This is a genomic window from Vibrio satsumensis, assembly GCF_050337435.1.
GTDB classification, from domain to species: domain Bacteria; phylum Pseudomonadota; class Gammaproteobacteria; order Enterobacterales; family Vibrionaceae; genus Vibrio; species Vibrio satsumensis.
Genome location: NZ_JAKJSX010000008.1, coordinates 120130 through 145640, shown reverse-complemented (window position 1 = coordinate 145640; position 25511 = coordinate 120130). Strand labels below are relative to the sequence as shown.

The following is a 25511-nucleotide window of genomic DNA, read 5'->3' as shown; positions in this document are numbered from 1 at the left end:
ATGGCCGTACTATAAAAATGAATCTATAACGTCTTTGGATATCATGGCTTTACCTAAAACATTAATTCGGCTTTTTAAACCATACATTACTTTATTAACTGGAGGGATGCTCTATCTAGCTGTGGCTCAGCTTGAAAAAGTAGAAACAGCAGCAACTGAACAATCATCGTCAAACATTCGTATCGCAAGCTCCACTATTCGTTCCAACATCGAAGCGACATTCGGCAAGCTCTATTTTTTAGAAACCAGTCTAGGCCTACCTAAAACGGCTCCAATCGGTGATAAAAAATTCAGAGAATTGAGCGATAATATTCTAAAAAGAACGCCAAACTTCTCCGATATCGTTCGATACCAACCACAATCCCAACAATATATATCAAGTCGTGGATTACCTCTTTCCCATGAACAAATCGATTCCATAAAATGGAACTCAATAGACAGTGTGGTTGAGGATTTCTACATCTCTTCGATTTACCAAAAAGCAGATGGTCGTTGGGTGTTCGCAGTTAAACATACAGCGGAAAGATTGAATGAAGAAATATGGATTGAGTTTGACCTTTTACACACCACACAAGGATTAAGAGACTTAAAAACGCTTAATCACGGCTATGTGTTTGTAGTTGACCGAGCAACAGAACGACTGGTCTTCCACCCAGACCCAAAGCGTATCGGATCTAAATCAGTCAGCTATCACGCAGGTATCAGCCATCAACTCTCACAAGGTGAAACCGTTGGTAAGCACGAATATTACTATCAAGATAACTTCAAAATATCGGTATTTGACGCTGACAACAGCTTGAACTGGGTATTCATCGCAGGCACCGATCGCCATGATATCTTAACCAGCTCACACCAATTTACGTTAACTGGCTTGGTACTTGGTTCACTGCTTCTATTGTGGATTGGCGCAAACTATCTGGCTTATCGTTTGAATGTGTCCTTGTCACAACTGAATAAAGTCGATGACCTTGTAAGCTTTAAGCGAGAGTTAAGATCCATACTGGACAGCTTCACCTACCAAAAAGGCATTCAATTCTGTCTCTATCAGCCTGAGAACCACGCATTCAGTACCATCGACTATCACGGAAACAAGTCAACGGTACATTGTGACAAAGCCCTTGCAGAGCGATTTACACCGGACACCATGGCTTACAGAAGCGGAAAATACGCCGACCCATTAGCGTGTAAACTCAAAATACACCAACGTCATTACTGTATTCCTTTGCACTCTCGTAAGCAGTTGATCGCAGTGTTGTACGTAAACGCAAACTTACCGATCAGCCAGAGTATTCTGCGAATGATCCGGGATTACACTGAGGTCTCTTTATCTAACTTACTGCTTCAACATCAATTGAGTAGCAAAGATCTGATGACGCAGTTAGACAATAAGAGCAGTTTCAGTATCGCCATCGAAAACTACGCGAGCGAGCCCGATACCTATGTTGCTCTGCTTGATATCGATAACTTCGACCACGTAAACCGTGCCTACGGTGAAGCAGTCGGTGACAAGATGATCAAGCTGACTGCAGAATCGATACGTTATTACTTCCCGAAGCCGAAAGGACTTTGCTTGGCGCGTGTTGGAGGAAAGGAGTTCGCGGTATTGTTCAAAGCCAATGATGTGAAAGATGCCAAATTCCAGCTAGACCAGTGCCGAGTCGGAATCGCGGAGAAAACCATCGTCACTCCAGATATCACCTTATCGCTAGGGGTTAGCGTGGGGTACTCACAAATAGAAGGCGAAACAGACTCAGCTTTAGCGCTAGCGGAACAGGCAAAGCTTATCGCGCAACAGCTTGGTAAGAACCGAGTGGAAAGCCACATCAGAGCCGTTGCCAAAGCATCTTAAACGCATTCCAACAAGCCTATAGACTATCACACACGACAAAGCACCTAGGGTTCCAAATTCAAGGTGCTTTTGTTTTTCTAGAAAGTCATTACAATGCGCCTTCGATAAGACAATATCCCCTTTTCTAACGACACGAATCTTATGAAGCTAAGTAACCGACTGCAAACTCTCCACTCCCTTGTCAGCAATGACTACCAGCATATTTGGGACTGTTGCTGTGATCATGGCTTTTTGGGTGTTCAACTGTTGTCGGATAATAAAGCACCTCAGATTCACTTTGTCGATATTGTCCCGTCTCTAATGAGTGAACTTGAAGACAAGCTAGCGCACTACTTTCCACAAGATAATAAAGCTGAACAAACGGTTACCAGTCAATGGCAAGTCTACTGCATGGATGTCGCCGCTATTCCGCTTGAGAAACATACTGGCAAACACCTAGTTATTATTGCAGGCGTCGGTGGCGATCTCACTCAGAAACTCGTCGATGACATTCATCGTCAACACCCAAACAAAGCGATCGATTTCTTGCTTTGTCCGGTGCATCAGCAATTCGAGTTGAGAAGCCATTTAAAGGCGCTCAATTTTGGTCTTATTGATGAAATGTTGCTCGAAGAGAACCGTCGTTACTACGAGGTGTTATTGGTGAGTAATAACCAAGGTGATTCAGAAAATAGCCAAAACATTAGCGAGATATCAAACGTAGGTGACAAGGTCTGGACACCAAGTTGTGATGAACAAATGAAGGTATCACAGCAATACAAAGCCAAAACATTGCAGCATTATCTTCGCATTCATCAAGGCCAAGAGCAGCAAGGTAAACCCAGCGAAGTGAAGCACATCATTGATGCATACCAAGCGATTTAGTCCTCACCTGTTCTGCATATAGCATTGATTTTACTACCACTAGATTATAGTAAGTACTAACTTTATCGCTTACCGTTAGTAAAGCCGATTAAATAAAAAAGCCGACAGTTCAATGAACTATCGGCTTTTTTAATGCTATCAATTTGGTTTAAGCTTACTGCTCTTATTTCTTATGAACCGCATCAGGCTCACCAGTCGTTTCAACCTCAGAGGGCGTATCAACACCATAAACTGTATCAAGATAGTCGTCTTTCTCTTTCCACGTATTGTTCAACCAACTGTGGAAGCGACGTTTAAATGCCTTATCTTCAAAGTAGTTACCATTCACGTTCTCATCCATTGCATGCAGTTTAATACGCACAACTACCTTGGTCATTTTGCCTTTCAGCATATCTTCAAATGGAGAAGTCTGGTTTTCCGGATAAGCCAAAGTAACATCGACGATACCATCTAAGATTGGACCCATTGCCGATAGAGCAAACGCCACACCGCCAGTTTTAGGCTTGAGTAAGTGACGATAAGGTGTTTTGACTGTCGCTAGTTTCTCATGATTGGCACGAGTCCCTTCAACAAAGTTCACCAAGGTTGTCGGTGCAAGTTTGAACTTAGTACACGCTTTGTTGATTGCATCGAAGTCATCATTACGACGCTCTGGGTTACGCAGCAAAAACTCACGAGAATGGCGTCTCATAAAGGGCATATCTAGCCCCCAACATGCCAACCCAACAAATGGGACGTACAGCAGTTCATGCTTAAGGAAGAACTTAGTCATCGGCATTTTGTCTTTCAAGATAGAAGACAAGATCACGATATCCGCCCAACTCAGATGATTCGACATCATCAAATACCACTGTTTGGTCGAGATATCTTCCCCGCCTTCCACTTGCCACTCGATGTCGTTGTTCACGTTCAACATCCAAAGGTTGAGCGAAGCCCAGCACCAAAATGTGAAGTTAGCTAAACGAGTACACGACTTCTGTACAACAGAGATTGGCAGAATCAGTTTGATGAGGCCAAAGAAACTCACGGTAAACGCAGTCATTGCAGTATTGATGGTCACGAACAGTACGTTCAAGGCCATACGAAGATTATCAAGCATAAAACACGGCTATATTGAGATCGAAAGCCGCCATTATACTCATCTACAAAATATTCTCTTTAGTAATTGGTTGAATATCCGAGGGGTCAAACCACTGTACTGATTTAGCCTATGTCCAAAGACCAGCTCATTGTTCTGAATCAACAAAGTCAGCATCAAAAAACACCAGCAGTGTCATTTAGACTTAAGGCGAATCATGTCTATTTGACACAATTAAGGTTTGTTTTTACTACAAACTAAGTATTGATAAGCATTCTCATTATTGGCATGCTACATGCAACTCCAAAGTGTAAATAGTTGAGTATCCTTAATGAGATAACCTCTCTTCTTAAAGGTGATGATATGACAGATATTCCTCATGGTTTGGTAACCGGAAAAGTCTTACATAAAACACAATGGACAGCCCAGCTGTTCTCACTTCAAGTCAGTGCTCCTGTCTCTCCTTATCAGGCAGGTCAGTTCACGAAACTGGGCTTGCTAAATAGTGAGGGTGAGTTCGTAAGACGCGCCTATTCCATGGTAAACGCGCCAGATCACGAACAAGGACATCAACATCTGGAGTTTTTGATTATTAAAGATCAGAACGGTCAGCTTTCACCTCAACTTCATGAGTTGAAGGTAGGCGATGACATCTTTGTCGGTAAAGACCCAAGCGGTTTTATGACCTTAGATGAGATCCCAGAGATCGCCGATGATCTATGGATGCTTTCGACCGGAACCGCGGTTGGGCCTTTTATCTCAATGCTCGAAAGCATGCAGATACAGCAGCAAAACGGCTCTGAATCTGAAAAAGTCACCTCATTCAAAAACCTTGTACTGGTTCATGCCGTAAGAACAAAGCAAGACCTGACTTATCGAGACCGTATCACTCAACTCGTCGATCACTTTCAAGGGAAACTCAAGTATGTGCCAATTATTTCTAGAGAATCAGTCACCGGAACTTTGCGCGGACGAATCCCAAGCTTGTTACTTGGAGGCGACCTTGAGCAAGCCGCGTCTGTCGCTTTCAATCAAACCCGCAGTTTCTTCTACCTTTGCGGCAATCCGCAAATGGTTCGCGACACAAGTGAAGCACTAACCAGCTTAAGTTTTGAGAAGCACTTACGCCGAAAGCCTGGCCAATTCAGCAGTGAAAACTACTGGTAATCACAGTCACCAACTCCATCAAAGCTAAAGCTTGTATTTAAAATACAGACAGATAAGAGGTTTTATATGAGTCATTTCCGTATTCCGTCACACTGGAAAATTCAACGTTCAACGCCATTTTTCACCAAAGACAACATACCGGCTGCATTGCTTAATCACCATAACACCGCAGAAGGCGTATTCGGCCAGATCTGCGTAATGGAAGGCACCGTCACCTTCTATGGTTTTGCTGATGCCGACGCGACAGAACCAGAAAGTGTTATCACGATCCAAGCAGGGCAATTTGCCACAAGTCCACCTCAATATTGGCATCGAGTAGAGCTGAGCGACGACGCGCAATTCAACATTAACTTCTGGTCAGAAAAGGAAACTAAGAAGACGCTCAACACTCGTAAAAGCAGATAGAGATGTCAATCGGCTAACCTTATGCTGAAATTAGTAATTGTGACTAAATAGAAAAATAACCTTAATAATAACAATGACTAATGATGATAGACAAGATTATAAAACTCTAGCACACTGCACAAAGTTATTTGTTTTACTCCCGTTTCAGATAATGAATATGTGGGGTTCTTTATATTTTAGGTAAGAGAGGAAGCCATGCTCAACATTGCTTTTTTTAGCTCAAAATCATACGACGAAAAGTCATTTAACCTTGCAAAAGGCGAACTCAACGCTGACTTTCATTTTCACGATTTTCGCCTCACCACAACAACCGCAAAAATGGCGCACGACAACGAAGTCGTTTGTGCATTTGTAAACGATGACCTATCTGGAGACGTACTAGAGATTCTTGCACAAGGCGGCACAAAGCTGATTGCAATGCGCTGTGCAGGCTTTGATAAAGTCGACCTAGACGCAGCCAAAGAGCTTGGCCTGCAAGTCGTCCGTGTCCCTGCTTACTCACCCGAGTCTGTAGCAGAACACACCGTCGGTATGATGATGTGTTTAAACCGTAAGCTACACAAGGCATATCAGCGAACTCGTGATGCGAACTTCTCTCTTGAGGGGTTAGTTGGCTTCAACTTCCATGGTAAAACCGTCGGTGTTATCGGCTCTGGTAAAATTGGCTTAGCAACCATGCGTATTCTGAAAGGTTTAGGCATGAACATCTTATGCTACGACCCGTACCCAAATCCATTAGCAGAAGAGCTTGGTGCTAATTACGTAGAACTCGACGAGCTTTACCAACAGTCCGACGTGATTTCTCTGCATTGCCCAATGAGCAAAGAGAACTACCACCTGTTGGATGCAACGGCATTTGGCAAGATGAAAGATGGTGTGATGATCGTCAACACCAGTCGTGGTGAGTTGCTTGATTCAACAGCCGCAATTGAAGCGCTCAAACAAAGCAAGATTGGTGCGCTTGGTCTTGATGTGTATGACAACGAGAAAGAGCTGTTCTTCCAAGACAAATCTAATGATGTGATTGTCGATGACGTATTCCGTCGCCTATCTGCTTGTCACAACGTCTTGTTTACAGGTCACCAAGCTTTCTTGACCAAAGATGCTCTGTTCAACATCGCCAATACAACCCTAACCAGTGTTGATGCCTTCTTTACAGGCAACACCAGCGGCAACGAACTGGTTTAACAACAACTTGAGTTAGTAGCAGACTGAGTTAAAAACAAACTAGCTCTACAAATACAAAGCCACGCTATTCCTAAGTGAACAGCGTGGCTTTTTCGTTTATGCCAATATCGAAAGCAGAGTTAGATGCAGAAGTGGCAATCCTCGATATCTAACCCATAGGTCCCTTTGCGAATAGCCAGATGCTCTTCTCCTGCCTTCACACCCATCTGATAACCCGCATCCAAGATGCTTTGATCCATAGTTAAACGCTTGACCGCGAATGCTTCCGGCGGCGCTATCACCTTGATGGTCGCATCTTTGGGAGGGTTACGAATAAACTCTAAAGATTGGTTGTAGTTTTCGGCACGCACCGCCATCGACTCAGCAATGTTGGGGAATTTCTTTAATAGTTTTTTCAGCATCCACTGATACTTCTGCGGCTTCATTCGGTAGCTCAGAGGGTGAGAGAGAATCACCGTAATGTCTCGCGCACCACGACGATAAGCTTCACGAACCGGAATCGAATCAGCGACACCACCATCGGTATAACAACCACCAGAGAAACATGGAGTTTCGCGGTAAGCGATAGGTAGTGCCGTTGTAGCTTCAACCACGTTAGATAAGTTTTCCGGCTTAATATGATAATAGTCAGCACTGCCAGTATCCACATTAGTCACCGCGGCAAGCAGTGGAATACTTGAGAACAGCTCAACGCAATCAAGCGGATAACGTTGATTGGATTCGTTCCATAACCACTTCACGTCCACTAAGTTACCACCTTTGGCAAAGCGTGCTGGATTGAAGAAGGCTTTATCCGTCGCCATCGTAGTAATCACGTTATAGCTGCGTTTTGGCGCTTGAGATAAGTAACCAACCAGATTCGACACACCAGCAGACACACCAATGGCGAAATCATAGGGACGGAAATCGTCTTCCATATAGGCGTCTAACACTCCGGCAGCGAAGATGCCTCTCATTGCCCCACCTTCAACGATTAATGCGCTTTTACTCATCTCAAACTCTACTACTTTATAAACTGATAACCGTAGGATAATCCCGTCCATCCTATAAAGATAATGGGATAGATTTATCATTCTGATAGGTAAAGACTATCAAGAGAATTCGGCTATAAAAAAGGCCGCTGAGTGATTAACTCAGCGGCCTTGTTACTATTTAAACGAGTTTATTGATTACGACTTAAATTCGCTCACATCGATTTCAAGCAGTTTACCAATGCCTTCGCCATATGCTGGGTCGGCTTTGTAACAGTGTCTTAGGTGACGCAGTTGAATCTCTTTAGGCACACCACCTAGGTTACGTGCTGTGTTATCGAACAGGATTGCTTGTTGTTCTGGTGTCATTAGACGGAACAAGTCACCTGGTTGTGAGAAGTAGTCTTCATCTTCGCGATGATCCCAGTGCGCTGCCGCACCATCCAAGTTCAATACTGGTTCTGCAAAGTCTGGTTGCTCTGCCCATTGGCCTTCATTGTTTGGCTCATAGCCTAGTGTGCTACCGAAGTTACCATCAACACGCATTGCACCATCACGGTGGTAGCTATGTACTGGGCAACGAGGTGCGTTCACTGGAATATGCTGATGGTTAACACCCAAACGGTAGCGCTGCGCATCACCGTAAGCAAACAAACGGCCTTGAAGCATTTTGTCTGGTGAGAAACTGATACCCGGAACCACGTTCGCCGGGTTGAATGCCGACTGCTCTACTTCTGCGAAGAAGTTTTGTGGGTTACGGTTTAGCTCAAATTCACCCACTTCAATCAATGGGTAGTCCGCATGTGGCCAGATCTTAGTAAGATCGAATGGATTGTATGGTACTTTCGCCGCGTCCGCTTCCGGCATCACTTGTACTTTCAGTGTCCATTTAGGGAAGTCTTGATTGTCGATGCTGTCTAGCAAGTCACGTTGGTGACTTTCACGATCATCGCCGATCAGCTTCGCTGCTTCTGCATCAGATAGGTTTTTAATACCTTGCTGAGATTTGAAGTGGAATTTAACCCAGAAACGTTCATTATCGGCGTTGATGAAGCTAAACGTGTGACTGCCAAAACCGTGCATGTGGCGGTAAGTTGCAGGAATACCGCGGTCACTCATCACGATGGTAATTTGGTGCAGAGCTTCCGGTAAAGAGGTCCAGAAATCCCAGTTGTTCTTCGCACTACGCATGTTAGTGCGCGGGTCACGTTTCACCGCATGGTTTAGGTCTGGAAACTTCAGAGGATCACGAAGGAAAAATACTGGGGTGTTGTTGCCCACCATATCCCAGTTGCCTTCTTCAGTATAAAACTTCAATGCAAAGCCTCGGATATCACGCTCTGCATCAGCCGCGCCACGTTCGCCCGCTACTGTCGTAAAACGTGCAAACAAGTCGGTTTTTTTACCCACTTCAGAGAACAGTTTTGCCTTGGTGTATTTGGTGATGTCATGCGTAACTGTAAATGTGCCGTAAGCACCAGAGCCTTTCGCGTGCATACGGCGCTCCGGAATCACTTCACGATCAAAGTGTGCCAATTTTTCTAAAAACCAAACATCTTGCAGCAGTTGAGGGCCACGTTTGCCCGCCGTTTGAACATTCTGGTTATGAGCGACAGGACAACCCGCAGCTGTGGTCAGTTTTTTACTCATGGTCTATTCCTTAAGGTTAAAGATATCGCATCGTTGCCACATCTTAGATTTAAGTGGATTCAATACTTTAAAAACCACTGAAATAATATGGATAAAGAATAGACCTGAGTTGGCAGAAAATATAATCGTTTATATTTATCGTTGCTATCTATAAAACCTATCAAACTGCATCATTAAGTAAGCGTCTGTTTGATATTGGTTTATTGTAAAATAGAAGCCCCTAATTTAAGCGTCGCAGCAATGTTTCTCGCCGTTCTTGTTAGGTTCACTTCTGCTTCTTTTAACACCTGATTAAGTAGCTGAGGAGAGCGTACTGTTCCAAACAAACTACTCATTTCACCATACAAAGCCTCTACTTCAGTACCCAGTGATCCGGCAATACCTATGGTTGGAATACCTTGTAAACTTGCACGCTTGGCAATGCCATAAGGTGTTTTTCCTTGCAGGGTTTGGTTATCCATCTGTCCTTCACCAGTTATCACAAGGTCTGCGCCTTTCAGCACGTCATTGGCTTGTAAAACATCGAGTACCATCTCAATACCGGGTTTAATCTCCATATCAAATAACAAACCTAGCCCCATCGGAGCACCACCCGCCGCGCCATAACCCGTACGATTTTGAACGGGATCATCCCCACGAACACAACCTTGCGATTCAGCAATTTCTGCAAAATTCGCAAGCGCCTTATCAAGCATTAATACCTGTTCTGGGGTTGCACCCTTTTGTGGGCCGAAGATATGGCTGGCACCATTATCACCACACAGTGGATTATCGACATCGCACGCGACGATAAGCTTTATGTCAGCACAGCGAGAATCTAACCCTGTAAGATCAATAGATGCTAACTCCGCTAGCACAGCACCACCTCGGCTAAGATCTTGTCCATTATCATCTTGCCCTTTACTATCTAACAAGCGACCACCTAGAGCTTGAACAATACCCGCGCCACCGTCATTAGTCGCACTGCCACCCAATCCAAGAATGATCGTTTGAGCACCCTGCTCTATCGCTTCTAACATCAGTTGCCCAGTACCAAAAGAAGAAGCAACCAAAGGATCTCGTTGGGCTGGAGTCAGTAAATCCAATCCAGATGCGGCAGCAATTTCAATCAGTGCGGTTTTGTTTGGATTACGCTCTGACGGTTCAAGCATTGCCCATTCTGCGTTTACAAGTTCACCCAGCGGCCCTTCTACTTGGTGGATTCGCTTCTGCCCTTTTAAGCCTTGCAGTAAAACATCGACCGTACCCTCGCCGCCATCGGCCAGAGGTAAAGTCACATAGTCAGCGTCAGGAAAAATTTCACAAAAACCCTTTTCAATACACGCTGCCACCGATACCGCCGATAAAGATTCTTTAAACGAGTCTGGTGCAATAACAATTTTCATACTGAGAGATCCAAAAGATTAGTAATTTTGATGAGTGCCCGATCCAAAAATGCCCCTATTGAAGATCAGCAAAGCTAATCACTTAATAGGGGCAGTATATAAAGGTAAGCAGTATTAGTTAGTAACGGCTGTCTTTACTTGTGATTTCTCTTTGCTTTTTAGCCACACAAATACAGCACCTAGAACCGCAATTGGAATCAGTGGGTCGATCAACGTGCCGCCTTTACCAAACACTAGGTTAAGAATCATGATGATGCTTGCACCAATCGCCCATGCGATAGTTGAAGACACAGACCAGATCTTAATTTGGTCAGCAAGTTCAGTAATGCCTAACGTACGGTTGATGATGTGGAAGTATGAATCGTTCAAGTGAGAGAAGCCAACTGGACCTACCGCACAAGCAAGCGCTACGAATACAGGATCTAAGCCTAGTGTCTCAACCAACGGTAGCGTCATTGTCGCTGCAACCATCATAGAAGCCGTTGCTGAACCTTGGATTAGACGTAGCATAGATGCAATCGCTAAAGGAACAAGTAGTGGTGGGATACCACTGCTTGCAATCGCTTCTGCAACTTGAGGGCCTGCACCTGATGCTTTAAGTACGGCACCCATTGCGCCACCACAGCCAGTTACTACAAGAATTAGACCTGTAGTAGACAGAGCATCGTCCATAGAGCTAACCATGTCTTTACGCTCAATGTGGCGAGTAAGACCGTATAGCGCCATAAGAACACCGATACCAACAGCAACCACAGGGTTACCAATCAAAGAGATCACAGTGTGCATCGCACTGTCACCTTGACCAACAAGTGTGTTGATTAGGATGAATGCGATTGGTAGCAAAATTGGACCGAATGATAAAAAGTTACTTGGTAGCTCTTTGTCATCTGTTTCTTTTACTTTCTCTAGGTTCGCCCAGTCAGCTTGGTTTGTGATCCAGTTTTCACCATTTGGTACGCGGTAGTACTCATTGCCTACGCGGCGGATGTAAATCATAGAAAGCAACATCATAGGGATAGATACCATCAAGCCCCACAGCATGTATTCACCTAGATCGACACCTAGAATACCTGCAACCGCAACCGGACCCGGAGTTGGTGGCACAAGCGCATGAGTGATCAGTAGGCCAAGCGCCAGAGTCACACCTAAGCCAACCGCTGATTTACCTGTGTCACGTGAAATTGCGCGAACAAGAGAGTGTAAAATAATGTACGCAGAGTCACAGAAAACTGGGATAGCGACAAGTACACCTGTAAAACCTAGTGCTAAGTCTTCACGACCTTTACCACACAGCTTTACAAACGTTTTTGCCATTCTAACAGCCGCACCAGAACGCTCGAAACACGCGCCCATGATAACGCCGAACGCGATAATCAAACCAATACCACCAAGCACGCCACCAAAGCCGGCTTTAATTGCGTTGATCAGCTCTGTTGGTGCCATACCAGCGAATAGGCCCATGATGATACTTGCAATAATCATCGCAAGCGCCACTGGGATTCTTGTTTTAATGATCATGCCCATCATGGCTAAAATGCCAATTACGATGCCTATCAGTGCTCCATCCATTTTTATATTCCTTTTGTCTCTTTCTTCATTTTTAGAAAATTTGTAGGGTGGTGCATATGGGTGATACCGGGTCACCCATTGCACTTTATCGTTATGTGTTGGCTTACCTGTAAGCCGTGTTATCTAAATCAGTTTTTACTTTTATGATTCGTTACATATAAACGCCATTCACACCGCGCTATAAATAACTTTTTACCCAGCTAAGCCCCTCTTCTGTCGTGCTTCTTGGGTTATATTCACAGCCAATCCAACCTTGGTAACCTGAATCATCCAAAACACTAAATAAATGTGGGTAGTTCAGTTCGCCTTCCGATGGTTCATGCCTCTCTGGTACAGAAGCAATTTGGATATGACCGGTATAAGCAGCAACTTCACGAATCAAAGTACTTAAATCACCATCCATGATTTGCGCGTGATAAAGGTCGAGTTGAAGTTTCACATTTGGTCTATCGACCAACTTAATCAGTTCGACAGCTTCACGTTGATGCGCCACAAAATAGTTCGAAACATCACGGCTATTAAGAGGTTCAATCATCAATTCGATGCCTTGCTCAGCAAACTTATCAGCCGCAAAACGAATGTTTGAGATGAAGGTTTCAACGTGTTGTTGCTTAGTAAAGTTCTCATTCAATATGCCTGACATTGCATGGACTTTTTTACAGCCCAGAGCTGTCGCGTACATAAGCGCCGTATCAACACTAGCTTTAAATTCCTCTTCACGATCTGGAATAGCGGCAAAACCACGCTCACCCGCATCCCAATTACCTGGAGGCATGTTAAAAAGCGCCTGCTCAAAACCGTATCTGTCCATTTTCTCTGCTAGTTCTTCTGCTTCAAACGCATAAGGGAATAGATATTCCACCGCTTTGAAGCCCGCTTGGTGCGCTTTTTCAAAACGCTCTAGAAACGGCACTTCAGTGAATAACATGGTTAGATTTGCTGCGAACTTAGCCATTATTTACCTCTCCCTTTTAGGTCCATGACTTCTTCGTCTGTCAGGTAACGGATATCTTTATCTTTCAGCAGGAATGCCAATTTAGCGGTCTCTTCTAATTCTTCAGCATTATCCACGGCATCAACAAAATCAGTGCCAGTGACAACAGGTCCGTGGTTTGCCAATAAAAAGGCTCGATAGTCGCCAGCTCGTTTTGCCAACTCTTCTGCGATTTGTGGATCCCCCGGACGTAAGTAAGGAATCACAGGTAATTCACCAATTCGCATCACAAAGTACGGCGTAAACGCCTTAATCGCGTTGTTGCGATCAAGCCCTTCAAGGCATGACAGCGCCGTAAGGTACGTAGAATGCAAGTGAACAATGGCATTGCATACAGGATTATTACGGTAAATCGCTAGGTGGAACGCCGCTTCTTTTGAAGGTTTCTTACCTGAAATGTGGTTGCCGTCGATATCAACAACAGACAATTCCTCAGCGACAAGGCGGCCAAATGAAGAGCCTGTTGGTGTTGCCAAGAAGTGTCCATTTGGCAATTTAATCGACAAATTGCCCGCCCCACCTGTCGCATAGCCTCGTTCGAACATTGAACGAGCGAGCGTCACCATTTGCTCTCTTAACTGTTGCTCGTTCATCAAAATTTCACTCATCTGAACCTCGCTTATGAAAAGAATGATTGCGCTTTAGCGAAGAAGTTTTCATCTCCGAAATTGCCCGATTTAAGCGCCAGTGAAAGCTCACCTTCAACCGATTTCACCCAAGGCACACCCGGTGCAATTTGAGGACCGATATGAAAACCTTTCACCGCTAAGCTCTGTGTCACTACGCCTGATGTTTCACCACCAGCAACGATGAAGTTTTTCACTCCATGCTGTTGTAGTTTGATCGCCAGTTGGCTAAAGAACTGTTCAACGGCGTGGCTTGAAGCTTGCGCGCCATACTCTTCTTGAATAGCTTTAAGCACGACAGCATCTGCGGTTGCGTAAACTAAAGGTGCAAACTCGCCTTGGTTATTGGTCATCACCCAATCGAAGACTTCATCGGCGTATTGGTCATTGGTTAAGCAAGCTTTCACATCGATAGCAAAGTGAGGAGCAAGTTGCTTGTATACCGCAACTTGTTGGTTAGTCATCACTGAACAAGAGCCTGAGAACACAACCGTTGCCGCTTTTACTGGGGTACCGGCGTGTTTTGCATCGCTTTGGTCAGCAAGATGTTCTGTCCAATTTTTAGCGATACCAGCGGCTAAGCCTGAGCCACCTGTGATTAGCTTCAGAGGTTTCACGGCTTGACCTAGCGTCACCAAGTGCTCTGCATTGAATGCATCAACTACCGCGTAGCGATTGCCTTGAGCTTTTAATTCGTCAAAACGGGTAGTGATAGCATCAGAACCTTGTTCAATAGTCTGGAAGTTAACTAAGCCAGAAACGCCTTCTGATTGTGCATCCATCATTCGAACCACACTTGAATCTGTCATTGGTGTAACAGGGTGATTACGCATACCGGAATCACTTAATAACTCACCAAAAACAAACAAGTGTCCGTTGTAAACCGTGCGACCATTTACTGGTAATGCAGGGCAAACGATAGTGAAAGATTCTCCAAGCTCAGCCAAAAGCGCATCTGTCACGGGACCGATGTTGCCCTCAGCAGTACTGTCGAACGTTGAGCAATATTTAAAATAAAACTGTTGGCAACCTTGAGATTGAAGCCATTTAAGCGCAGCAACAGAATCCGTTACCGCTTCGTCAACTGGGCAAGAGCGAGATTTAAGGCTGATCACCACAGCATCTGCTGATGCGTCAAACTCTCCCGTTGGAATCCCATTCAATTGGATAGTGCGCATACCGTTTTCAACCAAGAAACCAGCAATGTCTGTTGCACCTGTAAAATCGTCTGCAATAACACCTAATAACATGATTATTTCTCTCCTTTTGACGAGTCAACGCCCGGAAGGTCAATGCCCTGGAACACTTTAATCACAGCACTATCATCTTCTTGGCCAAAGCCTGCATTACTCGCACTAACGAACATGTTCAATGCTGCACTTGATAATGGAAGTGGGAATTTTAGGTCTTGAGCGGTATCCGATACCAAGTTCAAATCTTTTACGAAGATATCGACCATAGATTTTGGAGAGTAATCACCATCAACAACGTGCTTCATACGATTCTCGAACATCCAAGAGTTACCCGCTGCGTTAGTCACTACGTCATACATCAGGTCTAGAGGGATATTCGCGCGAGCAGCTAGTGCCATTGCTTCTGCACCCGCCGCAATATGAACACCTGCAAGTAATTGGTGAATGATTTTCACTGTCGCACCAAGGCCAATCGCTTCACCGATGTTGTAAACTTTTGCCGCTGTCGCATTGAGTACAGGAGCTAATGCCTCGAATGTGGTAATCGTGCCTGAAGCCATGATGGTCATTTCACCGGCTTCTGCTTTTACTGCGCCACCGGAAACGGGCGCATCGAGCATCACAAGATCATGTTCAGCTAGCTGAGTTTCGATTTGTTTAGCGTCTTCTGCTGAGATCGTTGCCGAGACCATAACTGGTGTGTTCGGTCTAAGTGCTGCCGCAAGGCCAGTCTTAAACAGTACCGTGTTAACTTGAGCGGCATTCACAACCAATACCAAAACAGAATCCAGTTTGTCTGCAAACTCAACGGCATTCGTCGATACCGCTTTAGCACCATATTCACCCAGAGTTTCAAGCGCTTGCGGATTCAAATCGAAACCATACACATCAAGCCCTGCACGCACGCATGACTTAGCTGCGCCCATACCCATAGACCCTAAACCGATAACACCAACAGATTGAACTTCATTCATAGCAAGATGCCTTTCACGTAATTATTGAATTCTAGATTTGTTAATTCTTGTTTATGTTTGTGATTATATGTGAAGCAACCGAGTGCGACTTAGTGATAAGTCACACTTTTAACAAAAGTTAACATTCGTGGGTGATTTACCCCTTTCGAGGCATTAGATAATGGTAATTCCCGCAACAATCACAGTTCTTATTGCTGTATCACAACAGATATTCACAGATATTCACAAAACAACGAAAGGTTGATAGGATGATGAAAAATAAGAACATAGAAGAAGAATCATGATTCCAGCAGAACGTCAGAGAACCATTTTGTCACTATTATCACACCAAGAAGTGATCAGTATTTCTGAGCTTGTTGATCACCTAGAGGTGTCTCATATGACTATTCGTCGAGATATCGTAAAGCTAGAGACATCAGGAAAAGTGATTTCAGTTTCGGGTGGTGTTCAGCTGACCAAAGCACTTCACAGCGAGTTGTCACACGACATAAAGGTAGAGCAACAAGCAAGTGAAAAGGCTCAGATAGGTCAACTAGCTGCTCAGTTGGTTCCTGAGTATTCAACTATCTACTTAGATGCTGGAACAACCTCTTTGGAGATCGCCCACCAACTTGCAGGGCGAGATGATCTGCTTATCATCACCAATGACTTTGCAATTGCCGCGTACCTAATGAACAACACACAATCTGAGATTTACCATACTGGGGGCAAGATTGACCGTGAAAATCAATCGAGTATTGGGGGCAAAGTGGCTGAGTTCTTGGCAGGGATGAATATTGATATTGCGTTTATCTCTTCTTCATCTTGGAATCTAAAAGGGCTCTCAACACCTTGTGAAAATAAGGTATTAGTCAAACAAGCCATTGTTCAAGCAGCCCATACTAACTATCTGATTTCAGACTCAACCAAATATGGGCGCATCGCTACCTTCCACGCCTTAGATTTAGGTGTGCTTGATGGCGTGATCACCGACATTGATCTTTCTGGTAGTGTGATTGATGAGCTTCAAGATAAAGGCATTAAGGTCATTAATTCGTAACTGCTCACCCCATCAAGCTTCAGGCTCACCAACCAAACATTCAGAGCCTGAATACTCCCAATCAAAAACATCTATTTATCCACTCGATAAAAATAATTCTTACAATTAAGTGTTTATATCCATTAATAATATTGTCACCAGGCGGCATAATAGTCACAAACCCCTTCAACGAGTCTGGTTATGTTCTACAAACACCTTTTGGTATTGGCTTTACCACTTACTTTTGTGCTTCCTGCACAGGCCGAAACATTTGATGAGCGAATGGAACGTATCGGACAAGAAAATGCGCTAGCGAAAACCATGACTGACACGCAGGTTAAGTTGATACAAAAAGTAGTGCAAACCAACCACTGCGCTAAGGTGGCATTAACTCATCACCAACGCATTTTGGGTCAATACCAAGTTGAGACATCCTCTTCCGAGTTGTTCGTCAAATGGCGTCAACTCGGTAAGCAGTTAGACGCTCAATACGAAACGGATTACCCCGGATACCCTAAGCACGCTTTTCAAGAATACCCAGCAGCTTCAAGCAAAGTCGATGGTTACCTTTTTGCTTTAATCGACAATGGTTTAAACGAGCAATCGTGGATCGCCAAAGAGTTCAAGCAGTGTAAAAAGAATAAGCTAATTTCAAAAACCTAAACTTGAATTAGCGTCGGTTCGAAATAGCGCTAATTCAAATTCGCCCTCGTTGAAGTTCGCTCTAATAAAGCAAAAACAACCCTTCATAACCGCCAATCTCTATTTCACTCACATACTCACCAACGTTACCGTTAGCATCAACAGGTTTCATTGGGACATCCAGTGTGACAGTAAGTTTTACCGCTTCATAAAAGTTCACGCTCTTACCGTGGAAGTCGGTTCGGTATAACACTCGCCCATTGCTGAATTCTCTCGCTAACACCATGTCCTCAGGACCACCAGCAACCACCTGATTTTCAGATTGATACATAAAGTACGTGAACGTCGGTAGAACGTGAGTCATGCCATTGGGCAGGTCAGCATGCACCATTTCGTTCATCGAGGAATCGCCAACGATGGTGTAGTCCGCGGGTTGAGGTGTCGTTGTTGATAGCATCAAAGGAATCGGTTCAAAGCCTTGTGGGATTTGATGACTCGGCTCTCCCAAATCAACGGCCAATAACGAACTTGGTTGGTAGGCGATGTTTTTAGGGACACCACTTTGCCAGAAAGTGTCAGCAGTCGTATTGCCACTTCCATAGACGTAACCATTGTTCCACTGATTAAAGTAGCTATGTTGAGCGTGTCGATTGAGGTGATAGATCGCTAGGGTCGAGTATTGGTCTCGCTTCCAATTCTCTTCACTATTTCCAAGATACTGAACTCGCCCATAACGCGTTGTCGCCTGAAAAATAACACTTTGCCCATTATAGGCGAGCGCAGAATTATCCCAGAATTTAGAGATCCCCGAGTAACCACTAAACCCAGTAGACGGAAAAATGTAGTGCTCGCGTAAATACAGAGATCCCGCCTCGCTAAGATGAGACTGTCCATTTCGACCCAGTAAGTTCGCGGTTCCGATATTCAACCCAATCGACGCATCACTTTCTAAAGCAGATAGGTTTTTGAGAAACACTGAAAATTGTTGTTTATAGAGTTCATCCGCTTGATTCGAACCCGCAACAGCTCCTAACTCTTGAACATGCCCGCCAGAATGAACATAGAACTGGTTCGAACCAATGAGTTTATTTGTGTCGTCGTTGTACGCACCATTCAAACCTTGGCTTGCCCAGCTTTGCTTGTAGTAGCGATGAATAGCAGATAGATAATCCGCGTTTGCGACGTTCGTTAGCGACCAAGATGAGTTAGCGCTCCACATTCGACCAAATGGCACCACTCTTGATTCCCAACGAAAACGCGCTGTTGCGTTCTTATTGGTTCGATTTCGATACTCGCTTGGCGACAAGTAGTTATCGCCATCTAGGTCTGCAGACACATCAAAACCGCGGATTTTTCGCCATTGGCTGATAGCATTGCCGTCCGGGGTTGAAGTCGGAGCATCGGTTAATTTGACAGTTGGAAAACTGTTCTTGAGTTTCACTTCTTTTAAACGCGGCCTGTCGTCGGCGTTCTCACTGCGCCAACGAACTCTTACAACGTATAAGCGCCCACCATCTCTCAAAAAGGTGGAGCCAAAATACTGGCCGCCACCATAGCTCGCACCACTGCCATCATGAGTTGTGGCTCTTACCCAGTTATCCGGAAGGTTCCAAATCACCGATTGGTTTTTGGTCATATTGAGCGTTTTGTCTTTCTTTACATCGAGCCTCTCCCACTGTGAAACCCTTCCGTGAGAATCAATAGCTGTTGGGTATTCAATCCAAAATTCGCCGCTGCCAGCAAACTGTGAGAACTTAAAGGTCAGCCGTTCGAACTGCTCAGCATGATAGACATACAAAGCCCCACCCTGTTCGAAATTCTCAAACACATCGGCATCCCACGGAGGCTCTTGATACAGCCAAAAGCCAGCATGGTCTTCACTGGCTGTATAGCCCAAGATCATAGGTTTTCGGTTTAAAAGAGTCTTTTCGCCGTGAGTTTTATCAACTTCGGCAATGACAGTATCTTCAGAAAAGTGCAGGAAATAGTCTTCGAAGTTGAGGCCTTCAAACTCAACTTGGTTACGGAGATCGTTCTCCAACCAACCCGAGTTCATCGCCATGACTTGGTTGTACATATAACCAATTGTCATGGCCCGCTCATTGTCGGCTTTGTCGGCATAAGCTCCGAAGACAATGTCACTGTTGGTAATTTCCCAATCAATGACAGCATTCGCAGATAGTGGCGAGCCCGATAGATCAACACCCGCTTCATGTTGCCCTGGCAGCACGACCGCAGTACCAACAGCAAAAGCGTAGCCAGCGATTAAACATGACGGTATCAGTGAGAGCAGCCCAGAAATGTAGGTTTTCATGATTCAAATTTCCTAATCGATACTGTCATGCCTTAAATCACAAGACGAAAAGTCAGCCAACTTACGTGTCAATTTAGGAATCAAAATACGAAAAAAGTATCGGTTAGAAATGTGCATTGATCAAGCGTCAAGTTGTCTTGTTAACTCGCTTTCAAAAAGCGACTTAAAATACCCGAATTAAGTCAGAAAGTTAGAAAGAAATCTAAAAACTTATAATCTTAATTTTGCTTACAAGCCAAGCATTCGAGAGTCACGATTCTCTGCTTCACTTTTTCTCATTATGAGAATTAAGTCGAACGGTTATTGAACGCGCAATTGCCAAAAAGGCAACTCAGTTTGGGAGAAGTTAATCTTGTTGATCGAAGGAAACGGAACCTAGGAATTAGATTCAATGCATCGAATCTCAGTTTCAATGCCACTCTATTGAAACTCAATTGGGATAGGTTAGTCTCGGAGTCTATATAAGAACAATGGCAATAAAGGGTGGTAAATAAAGCGATGTACGTTGACTATCATAAGCGGCTGATTCCCGTTATACGCTATCTAGAGAAGCACTTTAACGAGCCACTCAACCTAATCGAAGTCGCGGCGTTAGCCAACTTTTCACCCTACCACTTTCATCGCACTTTTAAGGCCGTTCAAGGCGAGACGCTTGCTGATTTCATTCGCCGATTGAGACTGGAAGCGGCAGCGAATGATCTCTTCAAATCCAAGCAGCCCATTATTAATATCGCATTGGACTATGGGTTCTCATCGTCTCAAAGTTTTGCAAAGGCATTCAAACAGCACTTTGGTGTCACACCGAGTGCATTCCGTGATTGTGAAGATTACCAAGCGTTCAGCGAGTTAACTCGAAATAGCAAGATTGGACACACGTTGCGCAAGAATGGAAACGATGCTGGTGCTGGCAATTCATATACTGACTCCGAACGAACAACATGGAGTATGACAATGAAAACGCAACAATTCGAACCATCAAAACTGGCGTATGTACGAGTGACTGGCCCTTACGGACAAGGTTATGAAGAACCAAGCGGTCGTCTTTATCAATGGGCCGAAATGAAAGGGTTAGCAGGGAACAGCTGCATATTTATCTATCATGACAATCCGGAAATAACACCGAACGATAAATGCCGTACTGACATCTGCTTGATGGTTTCAGACGACACCGAAGTACCAAGTGGGATCGAATTGAAAGATTTCCCTGGTGGACAATATGCAGTGATGCGCCAAACAATCACCGAGCCAAGTCAATACGCTAAAGCGTGGGACGATCTCATGCGTAAGGTCATAGAGTCCGGCATTGAAACCGAAGACCGACCTTGCTTTGAACTTTACCACAGCTACGATCTGCAAACTCAACATTCAGACGTTAGCTTCTGTACTGCAATTAAATAATAAGAGTAAATACCGTTACAAAGCCTACCTCGTGTAGGCTTTCGTCTCTTCAGTTCGCTTTCCAACTAGCGCTGTGATAAAGCTCCTTAAAGCCTCTGGTTCCACTTCCCTTGATGGTCACGGTCGCAATTTTCTTGTGTATCGTAACTGATGTGCTTGTCAGTATTCTTCAGTTGAATCCCAACTTGATTGAACGCTTTTTGGATAACCCCGGAGACATCTTGCTGACCGTCACCATTCAAAAAATTCGTTCTATCCTGATTGGTATCGAATACACAGACGATTTTCAAACTTTGCGGAAATGAAGAGAAGTTGACCGAGTGAGTCACCCACAAAAAACCATCGAAGCCTTTTAGCGTGTCTTCACAAACGTCAGTTAGCACATCTCTGATTTGGTTTTCGATCTTCTTATCTGATTTACGCATGAAGCAAAGCCTCTATTTAACACCTTAAAATGTAAGGTTTTTTGGTCAATGTAGTCTCAACCGATATTGGACACTGCGACTGTTTCAAATGCAAAGTATTTATTGGGAATTATTGGCTAGAGGTTTTAGAGAAACGCCCCATACTTGATAACGTACGAGGCATCAAACATGAGGCAGATACAGGGTTTGGTTAAGACACTAGCTCGCCGCTTGTTCCCAATCCGTCAGTAACTTCATGATTACGCGAGAGTCTTGGTGAGTCGCCATTGGCGCTACAAGTTGTGTGTCACCTCGCTCAACTGCTTGGCGAATATTTCGCACTTGATAATGGAAGCCGTCACCTTGCGCTTCAGCTTTCACTTCACGTGTCGACGTTTCATAGATCTCAACCGTGAACGAGTTTTCTTCGGTCGGTAACCATGGGTTGGTGTCGAGAGTGATACAGCCTTTACTGCCTAAAATCGTAAAACCATGCTTTAAGCCGTGGTCTTCTGCAGTATGAATTTGCGCGGTAAAACGGTCGTTGAAGCGCATCATCGCCGACGATTCACAGATGTTGCCATCTTGGCCTCGTCGACCGATTGCTGAGATCTGCACATCATCGAATACACTCTCACCAAACTGTTGTTGTGCGACAGAGTGAATCAGCGACATTGGATAACAACCCAAGTTGTACAGTGCACCCTTGCTCGCAGGGTTAACGAACTGATCAATCGCCGCAACATAAGATCCTTGAATTGAGCGCACCTCACCAATCTCACCGGTTGCCAACTCTTGATGAAGCTTGGCGATAAGCGGGTGGTTTAGATACATCAAACCTTCTGCGAAGAATACGCTCGCTTCTTTCACCGCTTGCAGAGCTCGTTCGGTTTTTTCCATATCAACCGATAACGATTTTTCACACAGAATCGCTTTGCCGTTTTGAGCGGCTTTAATCACGTATTCGTGGTGAACGTGGTTAGGTAGCGCGATGTAGATAATGTCGACCGATTCATCTTCAATCAAAGCTTCATAGCTGTTGAAGGTCAATGTTGGCTGGTACTGCGCCGCAAACTCATTGAGTGTTTTCTCTGTGCGTCCAGCAACGGCATACAGCTCACTTTGAGCATCGCCTTTAATCGCATCCGCCATTACACCTGATATAAAGCTGGTTCCTAGGATTCCCCATTTCATGGTTTATTTCTCCTGCTTCTGAGTTTCGAACGCTTGAACCAACTCGGCAATGTCACGCTCAATAAACGCTTGGGTATGAGGCATACCAAAGTGCTGATTAATCGCTTCACGGTTTGCGTATTGCTCAAGCAAAATCACGCGGTCGCTTTGGCTTTGATCATAGGTTGCTATTGCTTGTAGGCAGCCCGGTTCACTCTGCATGTCTAAGCAAAACTGTTCGATGGCTTCAACTGCAGCCTCTCGTTCAATGTTGGTTTTAATCTTAAGTTCGGCAGTAACAAAGATAGTTTCGTTTGTTTGAGGCATTTCACGCTCTTATTTTAATCAACTATTGGTTTGCCATTAATATAATTAACCCCTAATAATTGATAAACTCACCTTTTGTTTATTTTTTATCAACCAAGAGTGTTTAATGGATAAGTTAACTAGCATGAAAGTCTTCGTTTACGTGGTAGAGCAAGGCAGCTTTCGTAGTGCCGCCAACCACTTCAATCTGTCGGCGACCATGATCAGTAAACATGTCCATCATCTTGAATCGAGCCTTAACTCTCAGCTGATTCATCGCACTACGCGTAAGCAGTCTTTAACCGATTCAGGGCAGCTCTACTATCGAGAATGTAAACGAATTCTGGAAGACATCAGCAATGCTGAAAATCTAATTCAAACCTTAGAAAACCAGCCTCAAGGCACGGTCAAAATAAACTGCCCAGTGACCTATGGGAACAAGGTGCTTGCCCCGATAGTGGCGAAGTTCCTTGCCAATAATCCGACGATTAATGTCGAGCTCGTACTGAACAACGATCTTGTTGATCCCTACTCTTCGGATATTGATTTGATAGTGCGAATTGGTGACCTGTCTGACTCCAGTTTAGTCGCTCGATATTTAGGTGATTACGAGATGTGTTACTGCGCAGCTCCTGAATACCTAAACCAACATGCAGAGATTCGTGTATTAGAAGATCTCGCACAGCACCCATCGCTTGGATTTAGTTACAGCAGCCGTCGTGATGTGAATGGTCGTGAACCCCAACTCCGCAATACCCAAAACAGTGAGCCGCAACTCCTAGCCCCTAAGAACCACCAAGCAGCGTATAGCTCGGGGAATAAAGGACAAGTGCGTTTGATGTCGAACAATGGGGATGTGTTGCGATATGCCGCTCTACAAGGCGTAGGCGTGTTGTTACAGCCAACTATCTTAGTCGCAGAAGAGATTGAACGTGGTGCTTTGTTGGAAATTTTACCTGGTATGGCACCATTACCAAAGCCGATTCATCTACTCTATAAAACCAAACAACTGTCTCTGAAAAACAGAACCTTTGTCGAGTTCTTGTTAGCCGAGCTTTCTAAATAACTAGAGTGATCAAAGCAACTAAGGTGGGCTGCGTTACTAATGGCTTTGAAGCAACGATGAAGGTTAAAGCGTTTGCCAATGACTCATCAAGTAACTGCCAAGGCCAGAAGGCGTAGTATTGTGAACGACCATCTCATCACATTGGTTGAACACCATGAAGTGTTTAAGTTCATCAGATAAGGCATGAATCAACGACTCATAGCTTTTGATTCTATCTTCCACAACCAAGTTACGAATATTGAGTAAACGATTCTTTCTGTCGACCTTGCAATCCATTCGCGCCACTAGCTCTCCTTGCCATAGAATCGGCAAACTGAAATAACCAAACTGGCGCTTAGCTTCTGGAACATAGCACTCAAGCAGGTAGTCAAAGTTAAACAGTGATTGCATTCGCTTACGCTGAATCAACAGATTATCGAACGGAGACAGTATCTTTAACTTGGTTCGAGATAGTGGCTGATTAAGTAACTCAAACGCATTAGGCAACACGTAGTAATCAGCACCTTGAACATCCGCTTTCACAATTCGCTTGTCTTCAAGCATATGTTGGAGTGTCTTCTGTATCAGTGGCTTGGTGTTCTTAAGGAGATAGCTCATCTCCGATGCGATGCCCACACCGTTCGTTTCTAAATAACGAATAATCAGGTGCTCAATGTACTCTTGTTCTGTGGGTTCAGAGGTATCAATACCACTCGGCAAAACTCGCTCGGTTAGGTCATACACCTTATGAAAGTTCACTCGGCTTGGCACCATTAAGTCACCTTGCATAAACAAAGTTTCTAGCGCCTGTTTAGCCGGTTTACCACCCCACCCGCCGGGGTTGGGTCTATCCCCTTCAAAGTCTTTCGCCATCAATGGCCCTTCGCTCTCAATACGTTTGAGAACATGAGCCATGAGTGCCTCATCTTTTTTATACCAATGCTTCAGCTTACCACTTGCGAACGCGTTCTTTCGATGCAGGCTGAAGCGGTAGTCTCGGATAGGTAAATACGCGGCAGCATGCGACCAATACTCAAAAACGTCTCGACGCTCTAACAGCTTATCAAGGTGGTTCAATTGGTAGTCTGGATTGCGATTCCACAGCGTATGATGGTGGGCTCGCTGAATCACAGAGATCGTATCAATTTGCACATAGCCAAGGTTTTCAATCGCAGACAGCGTATTCGCCAAAGCGCCCCCATTACGTTGATTTTTAGGCGACAGCTTTTTAGGCGGTAGTTTTTGCGAAAGCAGTACAATTTTTTTCGCTTGTGCGAGTGAAAGTGATTCCATGAACT

23 protein-coding genes are annotated in these 25511 nt (G+C 44.5%); 9 read left to right on the top strand and 14 right to left on the bottom strand.

Annotated elements, in window-relative coordinates:
* Positions 1–106: 106 nt before the first annotated feature.
* On the top strand, positions 107–1849 hold the full coding sequence (locus tag L4C44_RS11675) for a sensor domain-containing diguanylate cyclase (protein ID WP_102478806.1): 1743 nt from the start codon (positions 107–109) through the stop codon (positions 1847–1849).
* Positions 1850–1990: 141 nt separating this feature from the next.
* Positions 1991–2713, top strand: a complete 723-nt coding sequence (locus L4C44_RS11670; protein ID WP_428805076.1) for a tRNA (adenine(22)-N(1))-methyltransferase — start codon at positions 1991–1993, stop codon at positions 2711–2713.
* Positions 2714–2876: 163 nt separating this feature from the next.
* Here L4C44_RS11670 and yihG read toward each other — a convergent pair whose 3' ends face one another.
* Complete coding sequence (gene yihG, locus L4C44_RS11665) at positions 2877–3812, bottom strand: 1-acylglycerol-3-phosphate O-acyltransferase, YihG family (protein ID WP_327784731.1); 936 nt, start codon at positions 3810–3812, stop codon at positions 2877–2879.
* Between the two features lie 342 nt (positions 3813–4154).
* Here yihG and L4C44_RS11660 point away from each other — a divergent pair, with 342 nt between their 5' ends.
* The 3 genes from L4C44_RS11660 (at position 4155) to L4C44_RS11650 (ending at position 6551) form a co-directional block, all read left to right on the top strand.
* The gene (locus L4C44_RS11660) at positions 4155–4958 is read left to right on the top strand and encodes a ferredoxin--NADP reductase (RefSeq protein WP_428805075.1); all 804 of its coding nucleotides are present in this window, start codon (positions 4155–4157) and stop codon (positions 4956–4958) included.
* A 66-nt stretch (positions 4959–5024) separates the two neighbouring features.
* Positions 5025–5363, top strand: coding sequence for a TehB family protein (locus L4C44_RS11655; protein ID WP_146491036.1), 339 nt, complete (start codon positions 5025–5027; stop codon positions 5361–5363).
* A gap of 195 nt (positions 5364–5558) precedes the next feature.
* The gene (locus L4C44_RS11650; protein ID WP_428805074.1) at positions 5559–6551 is read left to right on the top strand and encodes a 2-hydroxyacid dehydrogenase; all 993 of its coding nucleotides are present in this window, start codon (positions 5559–5561) and stop codon (positions 6549–6551) included.
* 119 nt (positions 6552–6670) lie between these two features.
* Here L4C44_RS11650 and L4C44_RS11645 read toward each other — a convergent pair whose 3' ends face one another.
* The 8 genes from L4C44_RS11645 to ltnD form a co-directional block, all read right to left on the bottom strand.
* The gene (locus L4C44_RS11645) at positions 6671–7543 is read right to left on the bottom strand and encodes a patatin-like phospholipase family protein (RefSeq protein WP_428805073.1); all 873 of its coding nucleotides are present in this window, start codon (positions 7541–7543) and stop codon (positions 6671–6673) included.
* A gap of 177 nt (positions 7544–7720) precedes the next feature.
* A complete protein-coding gene (gene katE2 / locus L4C44_RS11640) occupies positions 7721–9172 on the bottom strand; it encodes a catalase KatE2 (RefSeq protein WP_428805072.1) in 1452 nt (483 codons plus the stop codon).
* A 200-nt stretch (positions 9173–9372) separates the two neighbouring features.
* Complete coding sequence (locus L4C44_RS11635) at positions 9373–10557, bottom strand: glycerate kinase (protein ID WP_428805071.1); 1185 nt, start codon at positions 10555–10557, stop codon at positions 9373–9375.
* Between the two features lie 114 nt (positions 10558–10671).
* Positions 10672–12126, bottom strand: coding sequence for a GntP family permease (locus tag L4C44_RS11630; RefSeq protein ID WP_146491041.1), 1455 nt, complete (start codon positions 12124–12126; stop codon positions 10672–10674).
* A gap of 178 nt (positions 12127–12304) precedes the next feature.
* Complete coding sequence (otnI, locus tag L4C44_RS11625) at positions 12305–13081, bottom strand: 2-oxo-tetronate isomerase (RefSeq protein ID WP_428805070.1); 777 nt, start codon at positions 13079–13081, stop codon at positions 12305–12307.
* Complete coding sequence (gene otnC, locus L4C44_RS11620) at positions 13081–13728, bottom strand: 3-oxo-tetronate 4-phosphate decarboxylase (protein ID WP_179946885.1); 648 nt, start codon at positions 13726–13728, stop codon at positions 13081–13083. The genes otnI and otnC overlap by 1 nt, the downstream gene beginning before the upstream one ends.
* An 11-nt stretch (positions 13729–13739) precedes the next feature.
* Positions 13740–14996 (bottom strand): 3-oxo-tetronate kinase, encoded by a 1257-nt coding sequence (gene otnK / locus L4C44_RS11615; protein ID WP_372385674.1) that lies wholly within the window; start codon positions 14994–14996, stop codon positions 13740–13742.
* A gap of 2 nt (positions 14997–14998) precedes the next feature.
* Positions 14999–15913 carry an L-threonate dehydrogenase gene (gene ltnD / locus L4C44_RS11610; protein ID WP_428805069.1) on the bottom strand — a complete coding sequence of 305 codons (915 nt, stop codon included), beginning with the start codon at positions 15911–15913 and terminating at the stop codon, positions 14999–15001.
* A gap of 280 nt (positions 15914–16193) precedes the next feature.
* On the opposite strand from ltnD, the gene L4C44_RS11605 reads away from it, so the two are divergent.
* Both L4C44_RS11605 and L4C44_RS11600 read left to right on the top strand, forming a co-directional pair.
* Positions 16194–16952, top strand: coding sequence for a DeoR/GlpR family DNA-binding transcription regulator (locus L4C44_RS11605; RefSeq protein WP_285953867.1), 759 nt, complete (start codon positions 16194–16196; stop codon positions 16950–16952).
* A gap of 180 nt (positions 16953–17132) precedes the next feature.
* A complete protein-coding gene (locus tag L4C44_RS11600; RefSeq protein ID WP_146491046.1) occupies positions 17133–17594 on the top strand; it encodes a hypothetical protein in 462 nt (153 codons plus the stop codon).
* Between the two features lie 61 nt (positions 17595–17655).
* Here the strand turns inward: L4C44_RS11600 and L4C44_RS11595 are convergent, their stop codons facing one another.
* Positions 17656–19887, bottom strand: coding sequence for a hypothetical protein (locus tag L4C44_RS11595; RefSeq protein WP_428805068.1), 2232 nt, complete (start codon positions 19885–19887; stop codon positions 17656–17658).
* Positions 19888–20385: 498 nt separating this feature from the next.
* Between L4C44_RS11595 and L4C44_RS11590 the strand changes: the two genes are divergently transcribed.
* Positions 20386–21285: an AraC family transcriptional regulator gene (locus L4C44_RS11590; protein ID WP_428805161.1), complete on the top strand. Its 900-nt coding sequence runs from the start codon at positions 20386–20388 to the stop codon at positions 21283–21285.
* An 86-nt stretch (positions 21286–21371) separates the two neighbouring features.
* Here L4C44_RS11590 and L4C44_RS11585 read toward each other — a convergent pair whose 3' ends face one another.
* From L4C44_RS11585 to L4C44_RS11575, 3 genes are all read right to left on the bottom strand, one after another.
* Positions 21372–21710 carry a Fis family transcriptional regulator gene (locus L4C44_RS11585; RefSeq protein ID WP_086714822.1) on the bottom strand — a complete coding sequence of 113 codons (339 nt, stop codon included), beginning with the start codon at positions 21708–21710 and terminating at the stop codon, positions 21372–21374.
* 198 nt (positions 21711–21908) lie between these two features.
* Positions 21909–22883 carry a Gfo/Idh/MocA family protein gene (locus tag L4C44_RS11580; protein WP_428805067.1) on the bottom strand — a complete coding sequence of 325 codons (975 nt, stop codon included), beginning with the start codon at positions 22881–22883 and terminating at the stop codon, positions 21909–21911.
* Between the two features lie 3 nt (positions 22884–22886).
* Entirely contained in the window at positions 22887–23189 is a 303-nt protein-coding gene (locus L4C44_RS11575; protein WP_428805066.1) for a putative quinol monooxygenase, read from the bottom strand.
* A gap of 106 nt (positions 23190–23295) precedes the next feature.
* Here L4C44_RS11575 and L4C44_RS11570 point away from each other — a divergent pair, with 106 nt between their 5' ends.
* On the top strand, positions 23296–24234 hold the full coding sequence (locus L4C44_RS11570; protein ID WP_428805065.1) for a LysR family transcriptional regulator: 939 nt from the start codon (positions 23296–23298) through the stop codon (positions 24232–24234).
* Positions 24235–24297: 63 nt separating this feature from the next.
* Here L4C44_RS11570 and L4C44_RS11565 read toward each other — a convergent pair whose 3' ends face one another.
* Complete coding sequence (locus L4C44_RS11565) at positions 24298–25506, bottom strand: winged helix-turn-helix domain-containing protein (RefSeq protein WP_428805064.1); 1209 nt, start codon at positions 25504–25506, stop codon at positions 24298–24300.
* Positions 25507–25511 lie beyond the last annotated feature (5 nt).

Bases quoted from the DNA above. Each gene is read 5' to 3' on its own strand.
- L4C44_RS11605 (WP_285953867.1), top strand. From the start codon at position 16,194: ATGATTCCAGCAGAACGTCAGAGAACCATTTTGTCACTATTATCACAC.
- L4C44_RS11635 (WP_428805071.1), bottom strand. From the start codon at position 10,557: ATGAAAATTGTTATTGCACCAGACTCGTTTAAAGAATCTTTATCGGCG.
- L4C44_RS11595 (WP_428805068.1), bottom strand. From the start codon at position 19,887: ATGAAAACCTACATTTCTGGGCTGCTCTCACTGATACCGTCATGTTTA.
- katE2 (WP_428805072.1), bottom strand. From the start codon at position 9,172: ATGAGTAAAAAACTGACCACAGCTGCGGGTTGTCCTGTCGCTCATAAC.
- otnK (WP_372385674.1), bottom strand. From the start codon at position 14,996: ATGTTATTAGGTGTTATTGCAGACGATTTTACAGGTGCAACAGACATT.
- L4C44_RS11660 (WP_428805075.1), top strand. From the start codon at position 4,155: ATGACAGATATTCCTCATGGTTTGGTAACCGGAAAAGTCTTACATAAA.
- L4C44_RS11630 (WP_146491041.1), bottom strand. From the start codon at position 12,126: ATGGATGGAGCACTGATAGGCATCGTAATTGGCATTTTAGCCATGATG.
- L4C44_RS11570 (WP_428805065.1), top strand. From the start codon at position 23,296: ATGGATAAGTTAACTAGCATGAAAGTCTTCGTTTACGTGGTAGAGCAA.
- L4C44_RS11675 (WP_102478806.1), top strand. From the start codon at position 107: ATGCTCTATCTAGCTGTGGCTCAGCTTGAAAAAGTAGAAACAGCAGCA.
- L4C44_RS11590 (WP_428805161.1), top strand. From the start codon at position 20,386: ATGTACGTTGACTATCATAAGCGGCTGATTCCCGTTATACGCTATCTA.
- L4C44_RS11655 (WP_146491036.1), top strand. From the start codon at position 5,025: ATGAGTCATTTCCGTATTCCGTCACACTGGAAAATTCAACGTTCAACG.
- L4C44_RS11600 (WP_146491046.1), top strand. From the start codon at position 17,133: ATGTTCTACAAACACCTTTTGGTATTGGCTTTACCACTTACTTTTGTG.
- otnC (WP_179946885.1), bottom strand. From the start codon at position 13,728: ATGAGTGAAATTTTGATGAACGAGCAACAGTTAAGAGAGCAAATGGTG.
- yihG (WP_327784731.1), bottom strand. From the start codon at position 3,812: ATGCTTGATAATCTTCGTATGGCCTTGAACGTACTGTTCGTGACCATC.
- L4C44_RS11580 (WP_428805067.1), bottom strand. From the start codon at position 22,883: ATGAAATGGGGAATCCTAGGAACCAGCTTTATATCAGGTGTAATGGCG.
- ltnD (WP_428805069.1), bottom strand. From the start codon at position 15,913: ATGAATGAAGTTCAATCTGTTGGTGTTATCGGTTTAGGGTCTATGGGT.
- L4C44_RS11585 (WP_086714822.1), bottom strand. From the start codon at position 21,710: ATGCGTAAATCAGATAAGAAGATCGAAAACCAAATCAGAGATGTGCTA.
- otnI (WP_428805070.1), bottom strand. From the start codon at position 13,081: ATGGCTAAGTTCGCAGCAAATCTAACCATGTTATTCACTGAAGTGCCG.
- L4C44_RS11575 (WP_428805066.1), bottom strand. From the start codon at position 23,189: ATGCCTCAAACAAACGAAACTATCTTTGTTACTGCCGAACTTAAGATT.
- L4C44_RS11670 (WP_428805076.1), top strand. From the start codon at position 1,991: ATGAAGCTAAGTAACCGACTGCAAACTCTCCACTCCCTTGTCAGCAAT.
- L4C44_RS11565 (WP_428805064.1), bottom strand. From the start codon at position 25,506: ATGGAATCACTTTCACTCGCACAAGCGAAAAAAATTGTACTGCTTTCG.
- L4C44_RS11645 (WP_428805073.1), bottom strand. From the start codon at position 7,543: ATGAGTAAAAGCGCATTAATCGTTGAAGGTGGGGCAATGAGAGGCATC.
- L4C44_RS11650 (WP_428805074.1), top strand. From the start codon at position 5,559: ATGCTCAACATTGCTTTTTTTAGCTCAAAATCATACGACGAAAAGTCA.